Genomic DNA, 17,859 nt, shown 5'->3' with positions numbered 1-17,859 from the left:
GATGTGATCTTGTGGGACTATTTGATTTTTTCAAACGACGCGCTAAGGAAGACGACTCAGAAAAGGCACCAAAACAGCAGCCTAAAACTGATGAAGTCACACAACCGGATGAATCAAAGACGCAAGGGGATGTGCAGGCGTCAGAAACGTCTTCTGCTACAGATGCGTCACAAATTGATGATGTGAATGCTGATCATACAGCTGACACCATTGCCACACCACCAGCAACTGAAGCGCCTGTCGAATCCGCCACGGATGAAAGTCAGCCGAAAACTGAATCAGATACTGAAGAACCAGCTGCAGAATCAGTAACATCAGAGTCACAAAACGCGGAACAACCGCAAGCAAAGCCTGCTGAATCAGCTGAAAAGCAATCGCCAAGTTCATCAATGCAGGAAAATCAGGGCTCAGCAGCTAGCGAAAGCACGCCTCAGGCGGAACCAACTGAAACAGAGCGGTATGACAAGGGACTTGAGAAATCACGACTGACCTTTGGCGAGCGGTTAAATCATTTATTAGCTAATTTCCGAACAGTTGATGAAGATTTCTTTGATGATTTAGAGGAAACACTGATTGGTGCCGACGTTGGTTTTGACATGGCTGTAAAAATTAGCGACCAATTGCGTGAAGAAGTTAAACTTAAAAACGTCAAGAAACCTAAAGACGTTCAAAACGTTGTGGTGGAAAAACTGATTGAACTTTATGATCAGGCAGGGACTAATGAACACAATGGCCTGACGTTCGCTAAGGAGGGTCCCACCGTTATCTTGTTTGTGGGTGTCAACGGTGTCGGTAAAACGACGACGATCGGTAAGATGGCTAACCTCTTTAAGCAGCAGGGCAAGAAAGTATTATTAGCAGCTGCCGATACATTCCGTGCCGGTGCGATTGAACAACTTAATGTCTGGGCACAGCGTGACGGCGTGGCCATCGTTAAGAAGCCAGAACAAAGCGATCCTTCAGCGGTGGTCTATGACGCACTGAAGAAAGCCAAGTCCGAGAACTACGATGTGTTATTTGTGGATACTGCCGGTCGGCTGCAGAACAAGACTAATTTGATGAACGAATTAGCTAAAATGAAGCGGATCATCAGCCGGGAAATTCCTGACGCACCGCATGAAGTACTGCTGGTACTGGATGCAACTACAGGCCAAAATGCCTTGAATCAAGCCAAAATGTTTAAGGACGCCACTGATGTTTCTGGCATCGTGCTAACTAAACTTGATGGCACTGCCCGTGGTGGGATCGTGCTTGCTATTCGTAACGAGTTGCATTTACCCGTTAAGTACGTGGGTCTTGGTGAACAAGTGGACGATTTACGGCCATTTGAACCGAGTGAATTTGTTTACGGCCTCTTCAAGGGCTTGATCGACGTTAAATAATGAGATGGAGTCGTTAGTCTATTAGGACTTAACGACTTTTTAGCTTTTTACCTAAAAGCCTATCGCAATTGTTAGGATTTGGTATAATAGACGAGCTAGGTAAACTAGTTTGCAGGCCTATGGGAGGGTGACAACGTGGAGATTGAAAAAAATAACCGAATTAATTCGCTGTTTGCCTTTTATCAGCCACTATTGACCAAAAAGCAAAACGATTATATGCAGCTTTACTATGGTGATGATTATTCACTGGGTGAAATTTCTGAAGACTATGATGTTAGCCGTCAAGCGGTTTATGATAACATCCGTCGAACAGAAAAGATCCTTGAGAACTACGAAAAAAAACTGCATCTCTTTGAAGAGTTCACTAAACGTAATAAATTGGCGGACACCATTCAAAGTTATGTTGCAGCACAGTATCCAAAAGATCAAAAACTTAACCAGCTGGTCAACCAATTAGAATCAGCTGAAGAAGAATGAAAGTTAGGTGCAAATAAATGGCATTTGAAGGACTAACCGAGCGTTTACAAAACGCCATGAAGAAACTTCGTGGTAAGGGGAAAATCTCTGAAGCTGACTTACGCGATACCATGCGTGAGATTCGGCTTGCTTTACTGGAAGCCGACGTTAATTTTGACGTGGTCAAAGACTTCGTTAAAACCGTTCGTGAGCGAGCTGTCGGCAGTAAGGTGCTGGAAGGCTTAAACCCCGCTCAGCAAATTGTTAAGATCGTTGATGAAGAGTTAACCAAGACTATGGGCGAAACCGATGCGCCGCTAAACAAGTCGCCAAAGATTCCAACCATTATCATGATGGTTGGTCTTCAAGGGGCTGGTAAAACGACGACTGCCGGTAAATTGGCTAACCGCCTAAAGACTGAAGAAAACGCCCGACCTTTGATGATTGCCGCCGACGTTTATCGGCCAGCCGCGATCGATCAATTAGTCACTGTTGGTAAACAGATCGACGTTCCCGTATTTGAAATGGGCACTGATACAGATCCCGTTGAAATTGTTCGTCAAGGACTGGCCAAAGCGGCAGCCGACCATAACGATTACGTCTTTATTGATACGGCTGGTCGTTTACAGATCGATGAACAATTGATGGACGAACTTGCGCGGATCAAGGCACTTGCTCATCCTAACGAAATTATGCTGGTTGTTGATGCTATGACGGGTCAAAACGCGGTTGCAACTGCGGAAGGCTTTGATAGCAAACTTGACGTTACTGGCGTTATTTTAACGAAGTTGGATGGGGACACTCGTGGTGGTGCCGCTCTGTCAATTCGTGCCGTGACCGGTAAACCGATCAAATTCGTCGGTGAAGGTGAAAAGATGGCCGATCTGGACGTCTTCCACCCTGACCGGATGGCGTCTCGGATATTGGGTATGGGGGACATGTTATCCCTGATCGAAAAAACCCAAAAAGACTACGATGAGAAGCAAGCGCAGGCACTCACTGAAAAAATGCGTGAGAATTCATTTGATTTCAACGATTTCTTGGATCAGATGCAACAGATTCAAAAGATGGGGCCGATGGATCAACTCATTAAGATGATTCCAGGCATGGCCAATAATCCTGCACTGGCAAACGCCCAAATGGATCCAAAAGACATGGATCATATTAAGGCGGTCATTTACTCAATGACTGAGCAGGAACGGACTGAACCTGATGTTTTGAATCCATCGCGCCGTCGTCGAATCGCGGCAGGTTCTGGTCGGCCCGTGCAGGAAGTCAACCGCATGATCAAGCAATTTAACCAGATGAAAAAGATGATGAATCAGGTTTCCAACGGGAACTTCTCTGGCATGCAAGGTATGATGAACAACGCCGGTATGGGCGGTGCGCTTGGCGGTAAAATGGGCGAGATGGCAATGAAATCAATGTCTCGCCGCATCAAGAAAAACAAAAAACGCCGGAATAACTTGAAACGGCGTCGTAAATAGTTAATGAATTGAGTCGGGGGCGAAGGTCCTGGGCTCTTTTTTGAAAACGTGAAGAAGGCGAATCGATGTTATCATTTCAAGAATTAATCACCGCTATTCCAGTTATCTTAGATGCTGGTAACGTGCCGGCAATTGTTGGCGAAGCCGGGATTGGTAAATCAGCATTAGTTCAGGAAGTTGCTGAAAAAATGGCTGCCAAGTTATTCACAACGGTTGTCAGCCTCTCCGAAAAAGGGGATCTAGCCATTCCGGTACCGCCGATGACTGATAGTGCGTTTGTTAAAACCTCGCAGTATGGCGAGCTCGCTGACGTGAAGTTTGGCTATACACACACCCTGATTGAAATTATTCAGTGGGCAGAAGCACACCCCGAGCAGCCCATTATCTGGTTTCTTGATGAATTCAATCGTGGGACGCAGGCGGTTCAAAGTGAATTGATGAACCTCGTGCTGCAACGTAAAATCAACAGTTTGCGGCTACCGGCACAAGTTCACATGGTTCTTGCTGAAAATCCGGATGCTACCATGACTGGGTTTGAAACCAGTGATTACGGGGTCACGGTCGGTGACGCAGCTATTAATGATCGAACGGTTCGGTTAGTGATGCGAGCAGACGCACACGACTGGCTGAAGTGGGCACAATCAAAGGGCAATATCATTGGCAGTGTCCGCCGTTACATTGAAGAAAATCCGCAGCAACTAGCACCCAAGGAGCATGATGATGACTTGTATCCCACACCACGGGCTTGGCAGCGGGTGTCGACTAATTTACAGGCGTTAAGTCGGCTGCCAGCTGATCAACAGCAGCAATTACGGCTGGATCTTCTGGAAGGTGATCTTGGTGTGACTGTTGGTCAAAGTTTTGAAACGTTTACTCGGCAGCACCGTGTGGGACTCAGTGCTAAAGAAATTTATGCCGGTAAGAAACTAGCGCCAAAGGTGATGCAAACGTTTAATGAAGCTGGAACTGATCAGCAGCAATCCATTATGAACAGCTTAATTCAGCAAGTCGACACCTACCCGTTAACGGATGATAGTCATGCGAGCCGTTTTACGCTCCTCTTAAATCTGATGCCAGTAGATGGTCAGTTTGCCGTTGCTCTCAAATTAGCAGAGGTAGCTGATTTATTAGAACAGCTGTATCAAACAGCACCAAAGTATCCACACGTTAAGCAACTTTATGATCAGCTAACTGCGATTGGTTTAAAAAATAATGTGCATTGAGAGAAGGGCTGAGGTATGTTTCAAACGCAGTTAAGTCGTTTGGCGAATCAACACGACCAAACGCAATTACTGAGACAGACACAAGCCTTATTTCAACGGGTCACCAGCCAGTTACTGAACAGTCAGCGATTTTACGGCGAACTACTGCTGCGGCTGGATAAGCAAGTTGATTTGCAGCTGCCGGTGGCGATTGCGCTAACATCCGCCAAACGGCTGAGCTTAATCATTAATCCTAAACGCTTAAGGGAAAGCGTTCAGTCAGATGAAGACTTATTGAGTTTAGTTCAGCACGTGGTGAGCCATTTAGCCTGGCAGCACCCAATCCGGTACGCGAACCGTGGCAATGATCCATTGGTTCAATTAGCCACGGATATGGCAGTTAACGAGCAGCTGACGCCATTGTATCCGGGTGCCATTACGCGGGCACATGTCAATTTTAAACTGGGGCTGCACTTACCATCCCAGCTTGGTTCTGCCGAATACTTGACGGCTTTAAAACAGGCACTTCATGACGATCAGACGGGGACTCGTGCACAGCAGGTGAAGCACATGTTAGCTCAATCACCCGAAAGCCACCTTGGCTGGCAGCATTTGAATCAAGAAATGGCAGGCCAATTAACTCAACTGGTGGCCAGTTCTTGGCAGGAAACGCCAACGAAACTACGCGGATTACTGCCAAACCGGTTGCAGCATCAGTTAAATCGGCAACCTGCCAAATTAGAAATTGACTGGCGCAAACTAGTCATGGTAGGCTTAAACGGTCCGCAAAAGCGTCAAGAGCCAGCTTATAATCGCTTCAATCGCAGGCAACCTTACCGTCTGGATTTACCAGGCATCAGGCGGGCCTCGACTAGGCGGATCTTTATCTTTGTCGATCAGTCGGGGTCTATGACGGACACGGAAGTCCAAAATTGCCTGGCTCAACTGGTTCAGTTATTAAAACGTTACCGTGACAAACTAACGGTTATTCCGTTTGATGCCACTGTTCATGATGATCATCTGCAGTTAATCTCACATGGCCATCAGCTCGCGTTTCAACGGGTGGCCGGCGGTGGTACGGCTTACCAACCGATATTTGATTGGCTGGTTAAGCAGGGCGCAAACGATACGAATGCACTCAGCTTGATTCTCACTGATGGTCATGGTGAAGAAACCGTGACCACTCACGGTTTTACCCGCTTAATTTGGGGATTGACTACTACGGCGTCTGATTTGTCGGTTAAACAGCCGGTGGGTGCTGTTACCGTGATTCGTGAAAGGAAGTAACTATGCTTACTGCTCAGCAGCTACGTGCCGTTATCCAGCAAAACCGTGCTTTCAAACGGGCACAATGCATTTTAGAGGACGATTGGCAGCAAATTGATAATGCTAATCCGCTTGCCAGACAATTAATAACCATTGATGATCTGCAGTTTGCATTGGCACTGCAGGCCGTTCAACCTGATCAGCAATTTGTCGACGTGCATGACTATGCCAGTGTGATGACGTTTATTCATGGTCACCAAGCTGATTTAGCACCTGGCAGCCAGGAATTTTTGCTAAGGCCGTTTAAGTGAAAAATCTTCTGTCTGTGAGTTTTAAAAAAGTTATTCGCCCTTACAGCCACTTTGTTTTAAGGTGTAAAGAAAAAAACCTTTACAACCTATCAGATAACTGGTATATTATTTATCGTTGAAAGAATTAACAGGAGGTGTCATGCATGTCAGTAAAGATTCGTTTAAAGCGAATGGGTTCTAAGAAGCGCCCATTCTACCGTATCGTTGTTGCGGACTCACGGAGTCCTCGTGATGGCCGTTTCATCGAAAAAGTTGGGACTTATAACCCACTTGTTGAACCAGCTCAAGTTGAACTTGAAGAAGAAAGTATCATGAACTGGTTGAACAACGGTGCCCAACCTTCAGATACTGTTCGGACATTACTTTCCCAAGCAGGTATCATGAAGAAGTATCACGAAGCTAAGTTTTCAAAAAAGTAGTGATCAGTCATGACCGACTTTAAAAAATTAATTACCACGATTGTAACGCCCCTCGTTGAACATCCTGAAGCTATTGAGATCGAACGCGTTGAAACTGATCGGTTTTACGAGTATCACTTAACGGTTGCCGGTGACGATGTGGGTCGTGTAATTGGTAAGCGGGGGCATGTTGCTTCTGCAATTCGCACAATCGTATATAGCGTACGGATCAATGATCCCAAGCGTGTGCGACTTGTCATTAACGATGAGTCTAAAGCTCCCAAATGAGACTCGTTCTCGGGAGCTTTTTTGTTACTGTAAATAAATCACTCAGTGAAAGGCAGGTGCCTACATGTACTATAAAGTTGGAACCATTGTGAACACTCACGGTATTCGTGGTGAACTGCGAGTGGTCGCCACAACCGATTTTCCTGAACAGCGGTTTAAGAAGGGCAGTCAGTTAGCGCTTTTTAAAAACGACCAGGATGCCAAACCAGTTGGCACGATCACGATTAACAGCTCTCGGCAGCATAAGGGATTTATTCTGATTACGCTGGCGGGATATGATAACATTAATGACGTTTTAAAATACAAGGGAATGGTTTTAAAAGTCGCTGAAGAAAATCTGAGCGATGATGACCTAGAAGACGGTCAGTACTATTACCATCAAATCATTGGCCTCAAGGCGGTAACTGAAGATGGTGAAGAACTTGGAACTATCAAAGAAATTCTGGCACCGGGAGCAAATGATGTGTGGGTCGTTGCTCGGCCGGGCAAGGATGATCTTTTGCTGCCAGTGATCGATCAAGTGGTAAAAAAAGTTGATTTGGCAAACGGCCAAGTTATCGTTGAGTTAATGGAGGGGTTAGAGTAATGCGAATCGATGTCCTCAGTTTATTTCCCGAAATGTTTGAAGGCCCGCTGCACGACTCCATTGTTGGGAAGGCCTTAGACCGAAATGAACTTGAAGTAGAGGTGACTGATTTTCGTCAATACTCAACCAATAAGCACGGTAATGTTGATGATTACCCATTTGGCGGTGGCGCAGGAATGTTGCTGCAGGCGCAGCCGATTTTTGACGCAATGGCAGCGACTCAGCAAAAAGCGCAGAAGCTGGGGCATGAGAAAGGCCGGGTCATTTTAATGGATCCTGCAGGCAAGCGGTTTACCCAAAAAGTTGCTGAAGATTTTGCTCGAGAAGACCACTTAACGTTTATTTGCGGTCACTATGAAGGCTATGACGAACGGATTCGTACCCTGGTTACGGATGAAGTTTCCATGGGCGATTATGTTCTCACGGGTGGTGAACTACCGGCCATGGTCATGATTGATGCGGTTTCGCGTCTGTTACCCGGTGTGCTGGGCAATGAAGAGTCGGCTCCCGGCGATTCATTTTCAACTGGCTTGCTGGAATATCCGCAATATACGCGGCCAGCAGACTTTCGGGGCATGAAAGTACCAGATGTGCTGATTAGCGGTAATCATCAAAAAATTGATGAATGGCGTGAAATTCAATCACTTAAACGAACGTTGCTTAGACGGCCAGATCTCTTAGAGAAGCTGGAACTGACAGGTGATCAGAAACGAAAATTACGTGATATTAAGATTGAGTTAGAAGACGACCAAGCTTAGTTTGAATTAACCCTTTACTCATATAAAGAGATATGATATTCTAGTAATTGGCTGTTTAGCCACAATTAACAATATTCCGCTGTCGAGATCGAGTATGAATGTTGATTGAAGGAGAGAAACAACATGCGACAAAACCAATTAATCGAAAAGATCAACAAGGACCAATTACGGACCGATATTCCTGACTTCCGCCCTGGTGACACTATCCGTGTTCACGCCAAGGTTGTTGAAGGAACTCGTGAACGTATCCAATTGTTTGAAGGTGTCGTGATCAAACGTCGCGGTACTGGTATCCAAGCAATGTATACTGTTCGTAAGATTTCTAACGGTGTGGGTGTTGAACGGACTTTCCCTGTTCACTCACCACGTGTTGCTCAAGTAGAAGTTGTACGTTACGGCCGTGTTCGTCGTGCTAAGCTTTACTACATCCGTGCATTACATGGTAAGGCAGCTCGTATCCCAGAAGCTCGTCGTCCTCGTAAATAGTCGACCGTTTCTGTTTAAAAAGCGTTCAAGTGGGCAGATTGCTGACTTGAACGCTTTTTGTCTGGTTTGAAAAACTTGAGTTCTATGGCTTGAACTTGTATTCTGAAGTTAACAGATTTGGATGAAAGAAGTGACTGAAATGACTGATGATCATTTTACACCGCAGCAACGCCGGCTCTTCGGCACGCAGTTAGTCGTTCAGGGCAGTGCCATTGTTGCGTTAGTGGTGCTCTTAATTAGAATTGTCGATTCAAACTTTCAACTTCTGACGGGCAGACTTTTGCTGGCCATGTTAGCCATTATCATCGTTCAGTGGGGCCTGAGTGCCGTTATTTCAATCTTTCAAAAACGGCTTGGTGAACCCACTGGAACTAATAAGTTACGATTATCTAGGCTTTCTGCATCGTTTGAACTTGCTCTGTTTCTTGTTTTGGGTATCTATTTTCTCTTTCAACGGTAAGGTTTAATCAAGCAATCAAAAATGACATCCGCCCTAAGGTGAATGTCATTTTACATTATAAATTCAAATCTTGTTTATAGCTTAGTGGTGAAAAAGCGGTTGCCTGGGTGATGAGATTGGTAGAGAGTTCACGGTATTTCTTCAGGGCTAGTTCAGCGTTGTTTGTGCTTTCCTTAGTGAGTAGGGCCGTCAGCTCGATGCCGTTAAGTTGTTTAGCTTTTTGATCCGTCTGTAGAACAGAGTGGCCAAACTGCTGGTTAAGTTCTTTTTGCGTTTGCTTTAGCTGCTCGCCGAATTGTTTATAATGCGGGTCGACCAGCACACCAGCCTGCTTAAAGACCCAGTAGGCACTATCAGGGCTGTATGTTCCAAGTCCGCGTTGGTAATCAGCTGGGGTATCGCTAATCCCTGCATAGAAAGGCACGTAAACACTTTGAGCAGCAACTCCCATTGCTAACCAGTGGATACCCGAAAGTTCAGGTTGGGCATACTGACGCAATTGCAGAATATGCGATTCCTGCGTTGTAGCGAGGCTCACCGGCCGGAATCGACGCCGGTCTTCCACACTGCCAGTGCCAATAGGGTCATACGGTGTTTCTTGAAAGTGGGAGCTTAAGAAGGCTTTGGCGTCTTCAACTGATAAACATTTTTCAGCTTGGCGCACAAACGGCATGTGATGGCTATTGGGAGTCTGTTCAACACTTGGATTGAACATTTTTTGGCCGTACCAAACTCGGGGAAGGTTATAATAAGCATCCATTTGGTTGTTGGTGCCGAAAATCTCACGGAAATTAAAGGCTTGTCGCTGCGGATTTAACGCATTTTCTGCCACAAATTGTTGAATATGAGGGTGCCACATGAAATTTTCTGGATCATCAAAGTCAATATTTTGAATTGCCATTTGGTTGGCAATGACCGCGTAACTGTCATCAGGAATCCGCTGGGCAACCCAATAGTGGCCGGAACCCGTTTCAAAGTACCAAGCTTCTTCTTTGTCAGCAAACAAAATACCATTCGATTCACACGTGCCGTACTTTTCAACGATTGTCCCCAGACGTTTCACGCCCTCACGAGCCGATTTGATGTAAGGTAAAGTGACCGTTACCATGGCTTCTTCACCAATGCCGTCTTTGATTAATGGATCAGCAGCTAGGACCCGATCATTTGCATAGGTACTTTCGGTGGCACTCATGGCCACGCCTAGTTGATTGATCCCGTCTTCCTCAAAGACACCGTATTTATCGGTCCATTCGGGGGTGGCGGTATATTGATAAGCGTCATTAGGTAACGGCATTTTAAAGCCGTTAGCCGTTGATTCAAAACGGGCGTTAGCCGTTGTTTTAGCGGGGTGCACAATAAAGTGCTTAGGCCAGGCTGGACGTGAATCCTCGTTGCGGCCGATCATGACTGATCCGTCCACGGAGGCTGCTTTACCAATTAAAATACTGGTACATGCAGAATAAGGTGTAAGTGACATGCGAATCCCTCCAATAATGATTTCTAAGGGTATTCTATCATAGAAATGGGTGCAGCATGGTATGATAGTGCCAGTCTTAAGCTAAAGAACGGCCCAAATGAAATGGGCAAAGAAACCAAAATATGATTAAATATAAACAGCTAGTTAACTTATTTTTGAAAGGACGTTTATCTATGCAGGCACTCATCGATCGAAAAGATTTTACAATGAAATGTGCGTTGATCGTTGGTTCAGCGCTGATTAACGCGATTGCACTGAACTTTTTTTTAATTCCCGGGAACATTTTTAGTGCAGGAATCAACGGGATTTCACAAATTCTATCAATCTTAACCTTGAAATGGCTTCACTTTCACCTCAATACCGGTTGGCTGATCCTATTATTTAACATCCCCATTGGCTTACTGGGCTGGTTAAAAATTGGCCGGGGCTTCACCGTGTATAGCTTTATTGATTCATTTTTAACGTCCATTTTTGCGGTCCTGTTACCCATTCAAACGTTATCGCATAATCCGCTGCTCAGTGCCTTGTTTGGTGGCATTTTAACTGGTGTGGGGGTTGCTTATCCGCTTAAATATGGCTTTTCAACGGGTGGGATGGACATTATCGCAGTAATCCTCGAAAAAACCACCGGTAAAACGATTGGGACGTTAATGATCGTGATCAATCTAGGTATTGTGTTAGTTGCCGGGGCGTTGGTCGGCTGGGAAAACGCCATGTATACGATTATCTCGCTGTATGGGATGTCACGGGTAGTGGACGCGATTCATACCCGGCACCAAAAGTTGACGGCGTTTATTGTGACGACTAAACCAGATGAAGTCATTGAAGGCTTAAACAATACGCTGATTCGCGGTGTGACGATCCTGCCTGCGCAAGGGGCTTACAAACGTCGTCCAGGTGCTGTTTTGATGGTGGTCATTTCCCGCTACGAACTCTATGAATTAGAGCACGTTGTCAAAACCGTCGATCCTGGTTCGTTTGTTAACTTAGTCAGCACGGTGGATATTGAAGGTAACTTCTACGACGAAACCGAGCAGCTAAAATTTAAACAGGCGCAATCTTAGAGAACTTGCCTGAAATTCTGAAACAAGGTATACTTTTATCATTCTATACAAGGGAGGCACTACTATGCCAATCGTAAATATTGACTTAATTGAAGGCCGTTCACAAGAACAGCTTAAGAACTTAGTTAAAGACGTTACTGATGCTGTTACCAAGAACACGGGTGCACCTGCTGAACACGTTCACGTTATTTTGAAAGAAATGGCAAAGAACCGTTACAGTGTTGGTGGCGTTCTTAAGAGCGACGAAAAGTAATGATTAAAGGTGAGCGCGATTTCGCTCACTTTTTTTGAATTGTCTATGTAACCGATTACAGCGCTGATGTGAATGCTTTTTTAAACAAATTTAGTTGGCTATTTTATCGTTCTTAGGTATACTATAGAGTGATTAACTAACTTGAGAACGTAAACGAATGGAGACTTAACGATGAATGACGAACAGTACATAATGGCAATTGACGAGGGTACGACAAGTACGCGTGCAATTCTATTTAACCGGGATGGTCAGATTGTGGGTCAGGCGCAACGTGAATTCACACAGCATTTTCCAAAGCCTGGCTGGGTGGAGCATGACGCTATCGAAATTTGGAGTGCAGTCCAGTCAGTGATTTCTGATGCGGTGATCAACGCGCATATTCAACCCTACAAAGTCCGTGGGATTGGGATTACCAACCAGCGTGAAACCACCATTGTCTGGGATAAGAACACGGGTGAGCCGGTTTACCACGCCGTTGTTTGGCAATCAAAACAAACCAGTGAGATCGCCGATGAATTAAAAGCAAAAGGTTACGCTGACCTTATTCACAAGAAGACCGGGCTAGTCATTGATTCATACTTCTCGGCCACAAAAATTATGTGGATTTTGGATAACGTGCCAGGTGTTCGGGAACGTGCTGAAAAGGGCGAACTTTTATTTGGCACCATTGACACTTGGATCTTGTGGAAGCTCACTGGTGGCCGGGTTCACGCCACTGACTATACGAATGCTTCGCGAACCATGCTGTTTAACATTCATGATTTAAAATGGGATGATGAAATCCTGAATCTCTTGAATATTCCGGCAAGCTTGCTACCAGAAGTTCATCCGTCCTCTTATACCTATGGTTACACTGCTGGCTTTACTTTCTTTGGTCTGCAGGTTCCCATTGCTGGTATTGCTGGTGACCAGCAGGCAGCCTTATTTGGTCAAACTGCTTTCGACAAGGGTTCTGTTAAAAACACTTACGGAACTGGGGCCTTTATCGTGATGAACACGGGGACAGAACCTACCTTATCGAACAAGGGGCTATTGACCACGATTGCTTATGGCATCAACGGCGAGGTAACCTATGCCTTAGAAGGAAGTATTTTTGTGGCCGGTTCTGCAGTTCAATGGCTCAGAGACGGGATGCGGCTCTTTAAACACGCACCAGAGTCGGAGAAAATGGCCGTTGAAGCAAAGACAACTAACGACGTATACGTTGTGCCAGCCTTTACGGGTCTTGGCGCACCATACTGGGATCAAGAGGTTCGTGGGGCGGTCTTTGGCCTTACCCGTGGGACTACGCGAGAACAGTTTGTCAGAGCAACGCTAGAAGCCATTGCTTACCAGACCCGCGACGTTGTGGACACGATGGCTGCTGACACGGGAATTGATATTAAAAACCTCAGTGTCGACGGTGGGGCCGCTAATAACGACTTTCTCATGCAGTTTCAAGCTGATATCTTGGACACCCATATTCAACGGGCTGCAATTGCTGAAACGACCGCTTTAGGGGCATCCTATCTGGCTGGACTGGCAACGGGTTTCTGGGCAGACCTTGATGAGATCAAGCGGATGCACAAGCCTAGCGAGGAATTTGATCCGCAAATGTCTGAGACAGACCGCGAAAATTGCTATTCTGGCTGGCAAGCTGCTGTTAAAGCAACTCAGTTATTCAAACCAAAGAAGCAACTTTAAATTTAAGACAAATAAAACCCCGTCCTGATGTTTTTGTCAGGATGGGGTTAATTTGTCTTAAATGTGGTCGGAATCTGAGCTGTGAAAAATGGATTAAAGCCGATTTTAGAATGTGTGTGGCAAGCAATTAAATTAAATGCTGGTCGTGACAGGCTTATGGCACAGCCTCTAATAGTTGAAGTAACCGCGGAAGCCGCGCCAGATCTGATCAACCTGTTTATTTTGATTCTGGTAATATAACGCATTACCCGTTAGCGGTTGTATTTCAGTCAGTTTAAAAATAGCTTTTAATGAGCGATGGTTTGTGTCGGTACCATCACCAAACAATCGGTATTGCCAATTTCTGATTCGGCCAGCACGATCATGCCAGCCATAACGCAGCCGAAATAATTGTCGTTGTTTAGGGTTGATGACTAAAACATCCCAAGCACCCAGCGCGTGACTATCAAAGCGGCTTGTTTTTCGCCGATCCGTGATATCACTGGTGGTGGTGATCCAGTTAATGCCATCCTGGGTTGACCAGTCATCAACGTGCGTATGCCCGGACATGACGGCAACGATTTGTTGTCGATGCTTGATCAAACTGTTATAAACGCTGGCATAATAACCTTGTTGATTATTAGCGAACCAGTCATAAGTCCAAAATGACTGAACAGCTTGTTTATCGATTGCGGAACGAATTGAATCGTGAGTGAAGACAATCGCTTGCTCGTCTGGTTTGAGCTGGTTTAAAGTTTGGGAAAGCCAAGTTGCTTGAGTGCGTTCAATTCGAGAGCGGCTGTGACGAATATTTTGCAGAATACCGGTCCAATGAATCCCATTTGGCTGGTCAATGTAATCACGGTCAAAATACGTGTCTGAGCTAGAATCACGGATATCAAAGGTATTGAGCATGATTAGGCTCAAAGCCGTACCAGGCACCTTGTATTTGCCATAGAAGTGATGCTGTTCAGCCAACCAGTGAATATTAAACTGTTGACGCAGATTAGCCGCTGTTTTTTCTGTTAGCACCTGTTCAGTTCGATAACCGTTCAAGTAACGGGCAAAGCCAGAATTATCATCATGATTTCCTTGGGTAATAAAAGTGGGGATAGACGCTTCCTTTAGAGCAGAAACGGCATCACCAGTATCAATAATGGTTCGATTTAGTGTCTGATTACCATCTACCAGGTCACCATTCACCACCAAACCATCAAAATGGTGGGTAGCTGCCAGCTGGCTAATCATGAGAAGATCACTTAACGGACGCTGACTAGCGAGTGATTGATGAGCATCATAGTGCGTATCGTTAATTAGCCCAATCACAATTGAATCAGGCTGTCGCACCTGCTGAAGTTGTTGCGTAACTTGTTTGAGGGCGGCTTGTTCTAATTTAGTCGGTGTAAGCGAAATGGGCTTATTAGCCCGATCAAAAGTCCACGGTTCAACCAAGCGGGTAACGCTTTTAGAACCCGTTACTTCATAGCCAAAGTAATGTTCATAATTTGGATAGCGTGTCATGAAGGGAATGTATCGAGGTTGACCATGCTGATTAAGTTGCAGCCAACCGCGATGTTTATCGACTAGTTTACCAGTGTAAGCGACAACGGCTTTTTTCGGCAATCTGTCAATGACGTAAGAAGTCAAGTCAGGACGTTGGTAAACGTTAACCGATCGACGGCTGAAACAAAATTGACCGTTCATTTGGTAACTTGGAGAGGGTTTGGGATGAAATTCAAGCGAGTTTGCTAAAGCGGCATTTGAAAGAACGCCATACCGCTTACCTGATTTGCAATCGCGGTAGGGCAAAAAGCCTTGGCTAGTTTGAACGTAGAGCATTCCCTTTGCTTTCAAAATATTGCTATATACAATCATATCTCCTGTAGATAGCATATTGCTTCTTTTTGAGGTTGCAGTCCATTCAGCTACCGTTCTAAATAAAAGAGGTTCAGCAGCAACAAAAGTCTGTTGGGACCTGCTGATTTTGCTTGTGACTGATCGGTTAATGTTTGTTGCTGGGCCGGGGGCGTTAACGCCCCAATTTGAATTGGAATCGTGTCCGTACAGTCGTTTCTTACTGTTGGCGACGCAAAGATAGCCATTCTCGATCTTCAGCCAGAAAAGACCGTCACTCTTTAGTTTTCCTTGATAGGCAATGGACCGCTTGGCTGCGTAAATTTGAATTCGAGGACTTATTCTGGTGGGCTGTTTCCGGCTAACTAAAAAGTGGCTAGGCGTAAAGGTCCCTGACTGATTGAAAAGTTGGCCGTCCACCATGTGGTCAACTAAGGATTGGGTTGTGCGTTTCATTTTTATCACCACCGTCTGTTTTTTTCTTATGGTATAATCAACTTATTGATCATGTTGATATGACTGTTTAAAAGATCATTATCGACAATGAAAAGGGAGTTTTTTAATGAAGTCAGCTTTAGCTTATGAATTTAAAGGATTGGCCAACCAATCGGCCGTTAACGCTTTTTGTATTGACCAAGAGAATAGCTACGTTGCTCAAACAGTTAATCAAGATACTATCATCACCAAGTGCGATTTGAATGAACCTCAATCGGTGGCCAGCACTACTGCTGAAACAATCACGTTGCAGAAAATCGTTAACGTGCATAGTTTATCACTGATTCAAACCACACCCAAACTGATTTTAGTTGTCTGTGGCCAGCCAACTGACGCTAACGGCCAAGTGGAGGCTCCGGAGCTGTGGCACCTCACTTTTGACACTGATTCTCTCAGTGGTCAGCCCGCAATTTTCAAAATAACTCACTTAGAAAGTGCTAACATCACGGGAACACCATTACCACAACCGGTTATTGGTGCGGTTTCAGCATTATCTAGTGACCACGCTGAACTTGCTGTGATGGTGCTGGATCGTGCCCAACACTTGCAAGGGACCGTTTATAATGTCCAGCAGATCAGCAAGTTGATTTGGCAACTGGTTGAACAGGGTGAATCAACAATCCCCGCTGGCGATTTACGCGTGATGGCAGCGGTTTTCCAATCATTTAAACCAACTGCAAAACAACTTGACCCAGCAACGATCGGCAGTATCCAAAGCATCGCATTTTCAAATGGCCGGGCAATTTATGCCACTAAAAGTCATGGACAGGAACATGCGATTGGCAAGGGCTTTTGGCTCTTAAAAAATGGCTTTCACGATCAAACAATTGATGATCTGCCGGTGGATACTCAGCTAACTGGCATCGCTCTTTTTGGTGATGACGTTTATTTCTGTCAATCGCAGACTAAGCCTGATGGCACAAGCGTTAATACGATTCAGCGGGTTGAAAAAAGTCGCTGGGATCAACAATAATCATTTTTAAAATTGATAGCCTAGCACGACTGTTTAAGGTCGTGCTAGGCTATTTTTGGTACTTTTCCATTAAGCTAACTTCAAGGCTTTTGACAGATACTCAGCCATGCCGTCCTGATCATTATTTAATTGAGTGACATCGTCAGCAATGGCTTTTAGTTGGTCAGTAGCATTGCTCATTGCGACGCCTCGACCCGCGTATTCAATCATTTCCTTATCATTATGTTCATCACCAAAAGCAATCACGTTTTGCTGATCAATGTGGTAATAATTGGCTAACCGTTCAACACCAACAGCTTTTTGCACGCCCTTAGCACAAACTTCTAGGACGCTATTGGGGCCACCCCAAGGTGCAACGTCCACAGAACTGCCAAAACGGTTTTCAATATAGGCTTGAAGGCGTTTTTGCAGCGGACGGTCTACGGCAATGGTCATACTCGTCGGATTTTGAGTTAAAGTGGCAGGGGAAAGCTGCTGGTCGTGAGTGAGAACGGTTGGGAAAAAGCCCACTTGTGTGGCAGCTGTCTGATGTGCAAGAAATAAATGTTTACCTTCCGCCGCAATCAGTTGAATGTTGAATTCCTGCTGGTGCTTTAGTAGGTCCAGCACAATGTCGCGGTCAAAGGTGTATTGATACTCATCTTGCCAGTGCTTATGCGGCATATGGCCTAAACTGCCATTAAAGTTGATCATGGGTGAGGTGAGTCCTAATTGATCATAGTAGCCCTGAGAAAGGCGATTAGGTCGGCCAGTTACAATACTAACGACATGGCCAGCCTTTACAGCTGATTTGAGAGTAGCAACCGTTTTTTTAGAGAGGGTTGCTTCATTATTTAACGTTGTCCCGTCTAAGTCCAGGGCGATTAATTTTCGAGTCAATATTACACATCCGTTTCTGAAGATAATAGATTAAATCTAACACAGTTAATGGGCTAAGAGCAAATTTGTCTGTATTCGATTGCTCCTAGTTGATTTAAAACACCCCAAGTGATTCAGATTGA

19 protein-coding genes are annotated in these 17,859 nt (G+C 45.2%); 16 read left to right on the top strand and 3 right to left on the bottom strand.

What is annotated here, in order from left to right:
- Nucleotides 1-11 precede the first annotated feature (11 nt).
- The 12 genes from ftsY (at nt 12) to IWT5_RS08140 (ending at nt 9,080) form a co-directional block, all read left to right on the top strand.
- Complete coding sequence (gene ftsY, locus IWT5_RS08195; protein ID WP_089109476.1) at nt 12-1,382, top strand: signal recognition particle-docking protein FtsY; 1,371 nt, start codon at nt 12-14, stop codon at nt 1,380-1,382.
- Between the two features lie 135 nt (nt 1,383-1,517).
- A complete protein-coding gene (locus IWT5_RS08190) occupies nt 1,518-1,859 on the top strand; it encodes a putative DNA-binding protein (RefSeq protein ID WP_089109475.1) in 342 nt (113 codons plus the stop codon).
- A 17-nt stretch (nt 1,860-1,876) separates the two neighbouring features.
- Complete coding sequence (gene ffh, locus IWT5_RS08185; RefSeq protein WP_089109474.1) at nt 1,877-3,325, top strand: signal recognition particle protein; 1,449 nt, start codon at nt 1,877-1,879, stop codon at nt 3,323-3,325.
- A 65-nt stretch (nt 3,326-3,390) separates the two neighbouring features.
- A complete protein-coding gene (locus tag IWT5_RS08180; RefSeq protein WP_089109473.1) occupies nt 3,391-4,548 on the top strand; it encodes an ATP-binding protein in 1,158 nt (385 codons plus the stop codon).
- A gap of 15 nt (nt 4,549-4,563) precedes the next feature.
- The gene (locus IWT5_RS08175) at nt 4,564-5,814 is read left to right on the top strand and encodes a vWA domain-containing protein (protein WP_089109472.1); all 1,251 of its coding nucleotides are present in this window, start codon (nt 4,564-4,566) and stop codon (nt 5,812-5,814) included.
- Nucleotides 5,815-5,816: 2 nt separating this feature from the next.
- Nucleotides 5,817-6,104, top strand: a complete 288-nt coding sequence (locus tag IWT5_RS08170; RefSeq protein ID WP_089109471.1) for a hypothetical protein — start codon at nt 5,817-5,819, stop codon at nt 6,102-6,104.
- Between the two features lie 143 nt (nt 6,105-6,247).
- Complete coding sequence (gene rpsP, locus IWT5_RS08165) at nt 6,248-6,523, top strand: 30S ribosomal protein S16 (RefSeq protein WP_054656367.1); 276 nt, start codon at nt 6,248-6,250, stop codon at nt 6,521-6,523.
- 9 nt (nt 6,524-6,532) lie between these two features.
- Nucleotides 6,533-6,790 (top strand): KH domain-containing protein, encoded by a 258-nt coding sequence (locus IWT5_RS08160; RefSeq protein ID WP_089109470.1) that lies wholly within the window; start codon nt 6,533-6,535, stop codon nt 6,788-6,790.
- 64 nt (nt 6,791-6,854) lie between these two features.
- Nucleotides 6,855-7,376 (top strand): ribosome maturation factor RimM, encoded by a 522-nt coding sequence (gene rimM, locus IWT5_RS08155; protein ID WP_089109469.1) that lies wholly within the window; start codon nt 6,855-6,857, stop codon nt 7,374-7,376.
- Complete coding sequence (gene trmD / locus IWT5_RS08150; RefSeq protein ID WP_089109468.1) at nt 7,376-8,134, top strand: tRNA (guanosine(37)-N1)-methyltransferase TrmD; 759 nt, start codon at nt 7,376-7,378, stop codon at nt 8,132-8,134. The genes rimM and trmD overlap by 1 nt, the downstream gene beginning before the upstream one ends.
- 123 nt (nt 8,135-8,257) lie before the next feature.
- The gene (gene rplS / locus IWT5_RS08145) at nt 8,258-8,620 is read left to right on the top strand and encodes a 50S ribosomal protein L19 (RefSeq protein WP_089109467.1); all 363 of its coding nucleotides are present in this window, start codon (nt 8,258-8,260) and stop codon (nt 8,618-8,620) included.
- A 121-nt stretch (nt 8,621-8,741) separates the two neighbouring features.
- Nucleotides 8,742-9,080, top strand: a complete 339-nt coding sequence (locus tag IWT5_RS08140; RefSeq protein WP_089109466.1) for a hypothetical protein — start codon at nt 8,742-8,744, stop codon at nt 9,078-9,080.
- Nucleotides 9,081-9,135: 55 nt separating this feature from the next.
- On the opposite strand, the gene IWT5_RS08135 is transcribed toward IWT5_RS08140, so the two are convergent.
- Nucleotides 9,136-10,557, bottom strand: coding sequence for a C69 family dipeptidase (locus IWT5_RS08135; protein ID WP_089109465.1), 1,422 nt, complete (start codon nt 10,555-10,557; stop codon nt 9,136-9,138).
- Nucleotides 10,558-10,730: 173 nt separating this feature from the next.
- On the opposite strand from IWT5_RS08135, the gene IWT5_RS08130 reads away from it, so the two are divergent.
- From IWT5_RS08130 to glpK, 3 genes are all read left to right on the top strand, one after another.
- A complete protein-coding gene (locus IWT5_RS08130) occupies nt 10,731-11,621 on the top strand; it encodes a YitT family protein (protein WP_089109534.1) in 891 nt (296 codons plus the stop codon).
- 64 nt (nt 11,622-11,685) lie between these two features.
- Nucleotides 11,686-11,874: a 2-hydroxymuconate tautomerase gene (thmT, locus tag IWT5_RS08125; RefSeq protein WP_089109464.1), complete on the top strand. Its 189-nt coding sequence runs from the start codon at nt 11,686-11,688 to the stop codon at nt 11,872-11,874.
- 171 nt (nt 11,875-12,045) lie between these two features.
- A complete protein-coding gene (glpK, locus tag IWT5_RS08120; protein ID WP_089109463.1) occupies nt 12,046-13,557 on the top strand; it encodes a glycerol kinase GlpK in 1,512 nt (503 codons plus the stop codon).
- A 168-nt stretch (nt 13,558-13,725) separates the two neighbouring features.
- Here the strand turns inward: glpK and IWT5_RS08115 are convergent, their stop codons facing one another.
- Nucleotides 13,726-15,846 carry a metallophosphoesterase family protein gene (locus IWT5_RS08115; protein ID WP_089109462.1) on the bottom strand — a complete coding sequence of 707 codons (2,121 nt, stop codon included), beginning with the start codon at nt 15,844-15,846 and terminating at the stop codon, nt 13,726-13,728.
- Nucleotides 15,847-15,952: 106 nt separating this feature from the next.
- Between IWT5_RS08115 and IWT5_RS12500 the strand changes: the two genes are divergently transcribed.
- On the top strand, nt 15,953-16,858 hold the full coding sequence (locus tag IWT5_RS12500; protein WP_089109461.1) for a hypothetical protein: 906 nt from the start codon (nt 15,953-15,955) through the stop codon (nt 16,856-16,858).
- 69 nt (nt 16,859-16,927) lie between these two features.
- Here the strand turns inward: IWT5_RS12500 and IWT5_RS08105 are convergent, their stop codons facing one another.
- On the bottom strand, nt 16,928-17,737 hold the full coding sequence (locus IWT5_RS08105) for a Cof-type HAD-IIB family hydrolase (protein WP_089109460.1): 810 nt from the start codon (nt 17,735-17,737) through the stop codon (nt 16,928-16,930).
- Nucleotides 17,738-17,859: the final 122 nt, after the last annotated feature.

This window comes from Secundilactobacillus mixtipabuli, assembly GCF_002217925.1.
Classification (GTDB): domain Bacteria; phylum Bacillota; class Bacilli; order Lactobacillales; family Lactobacillaceae; genus Secundilactobacillus; species Secundilactobacillus mixtipabuli.
Note: the sequence above shows the minus strand (reverse complement) of the source record. Positions and strands in the feature narration are given on the sequence as shown.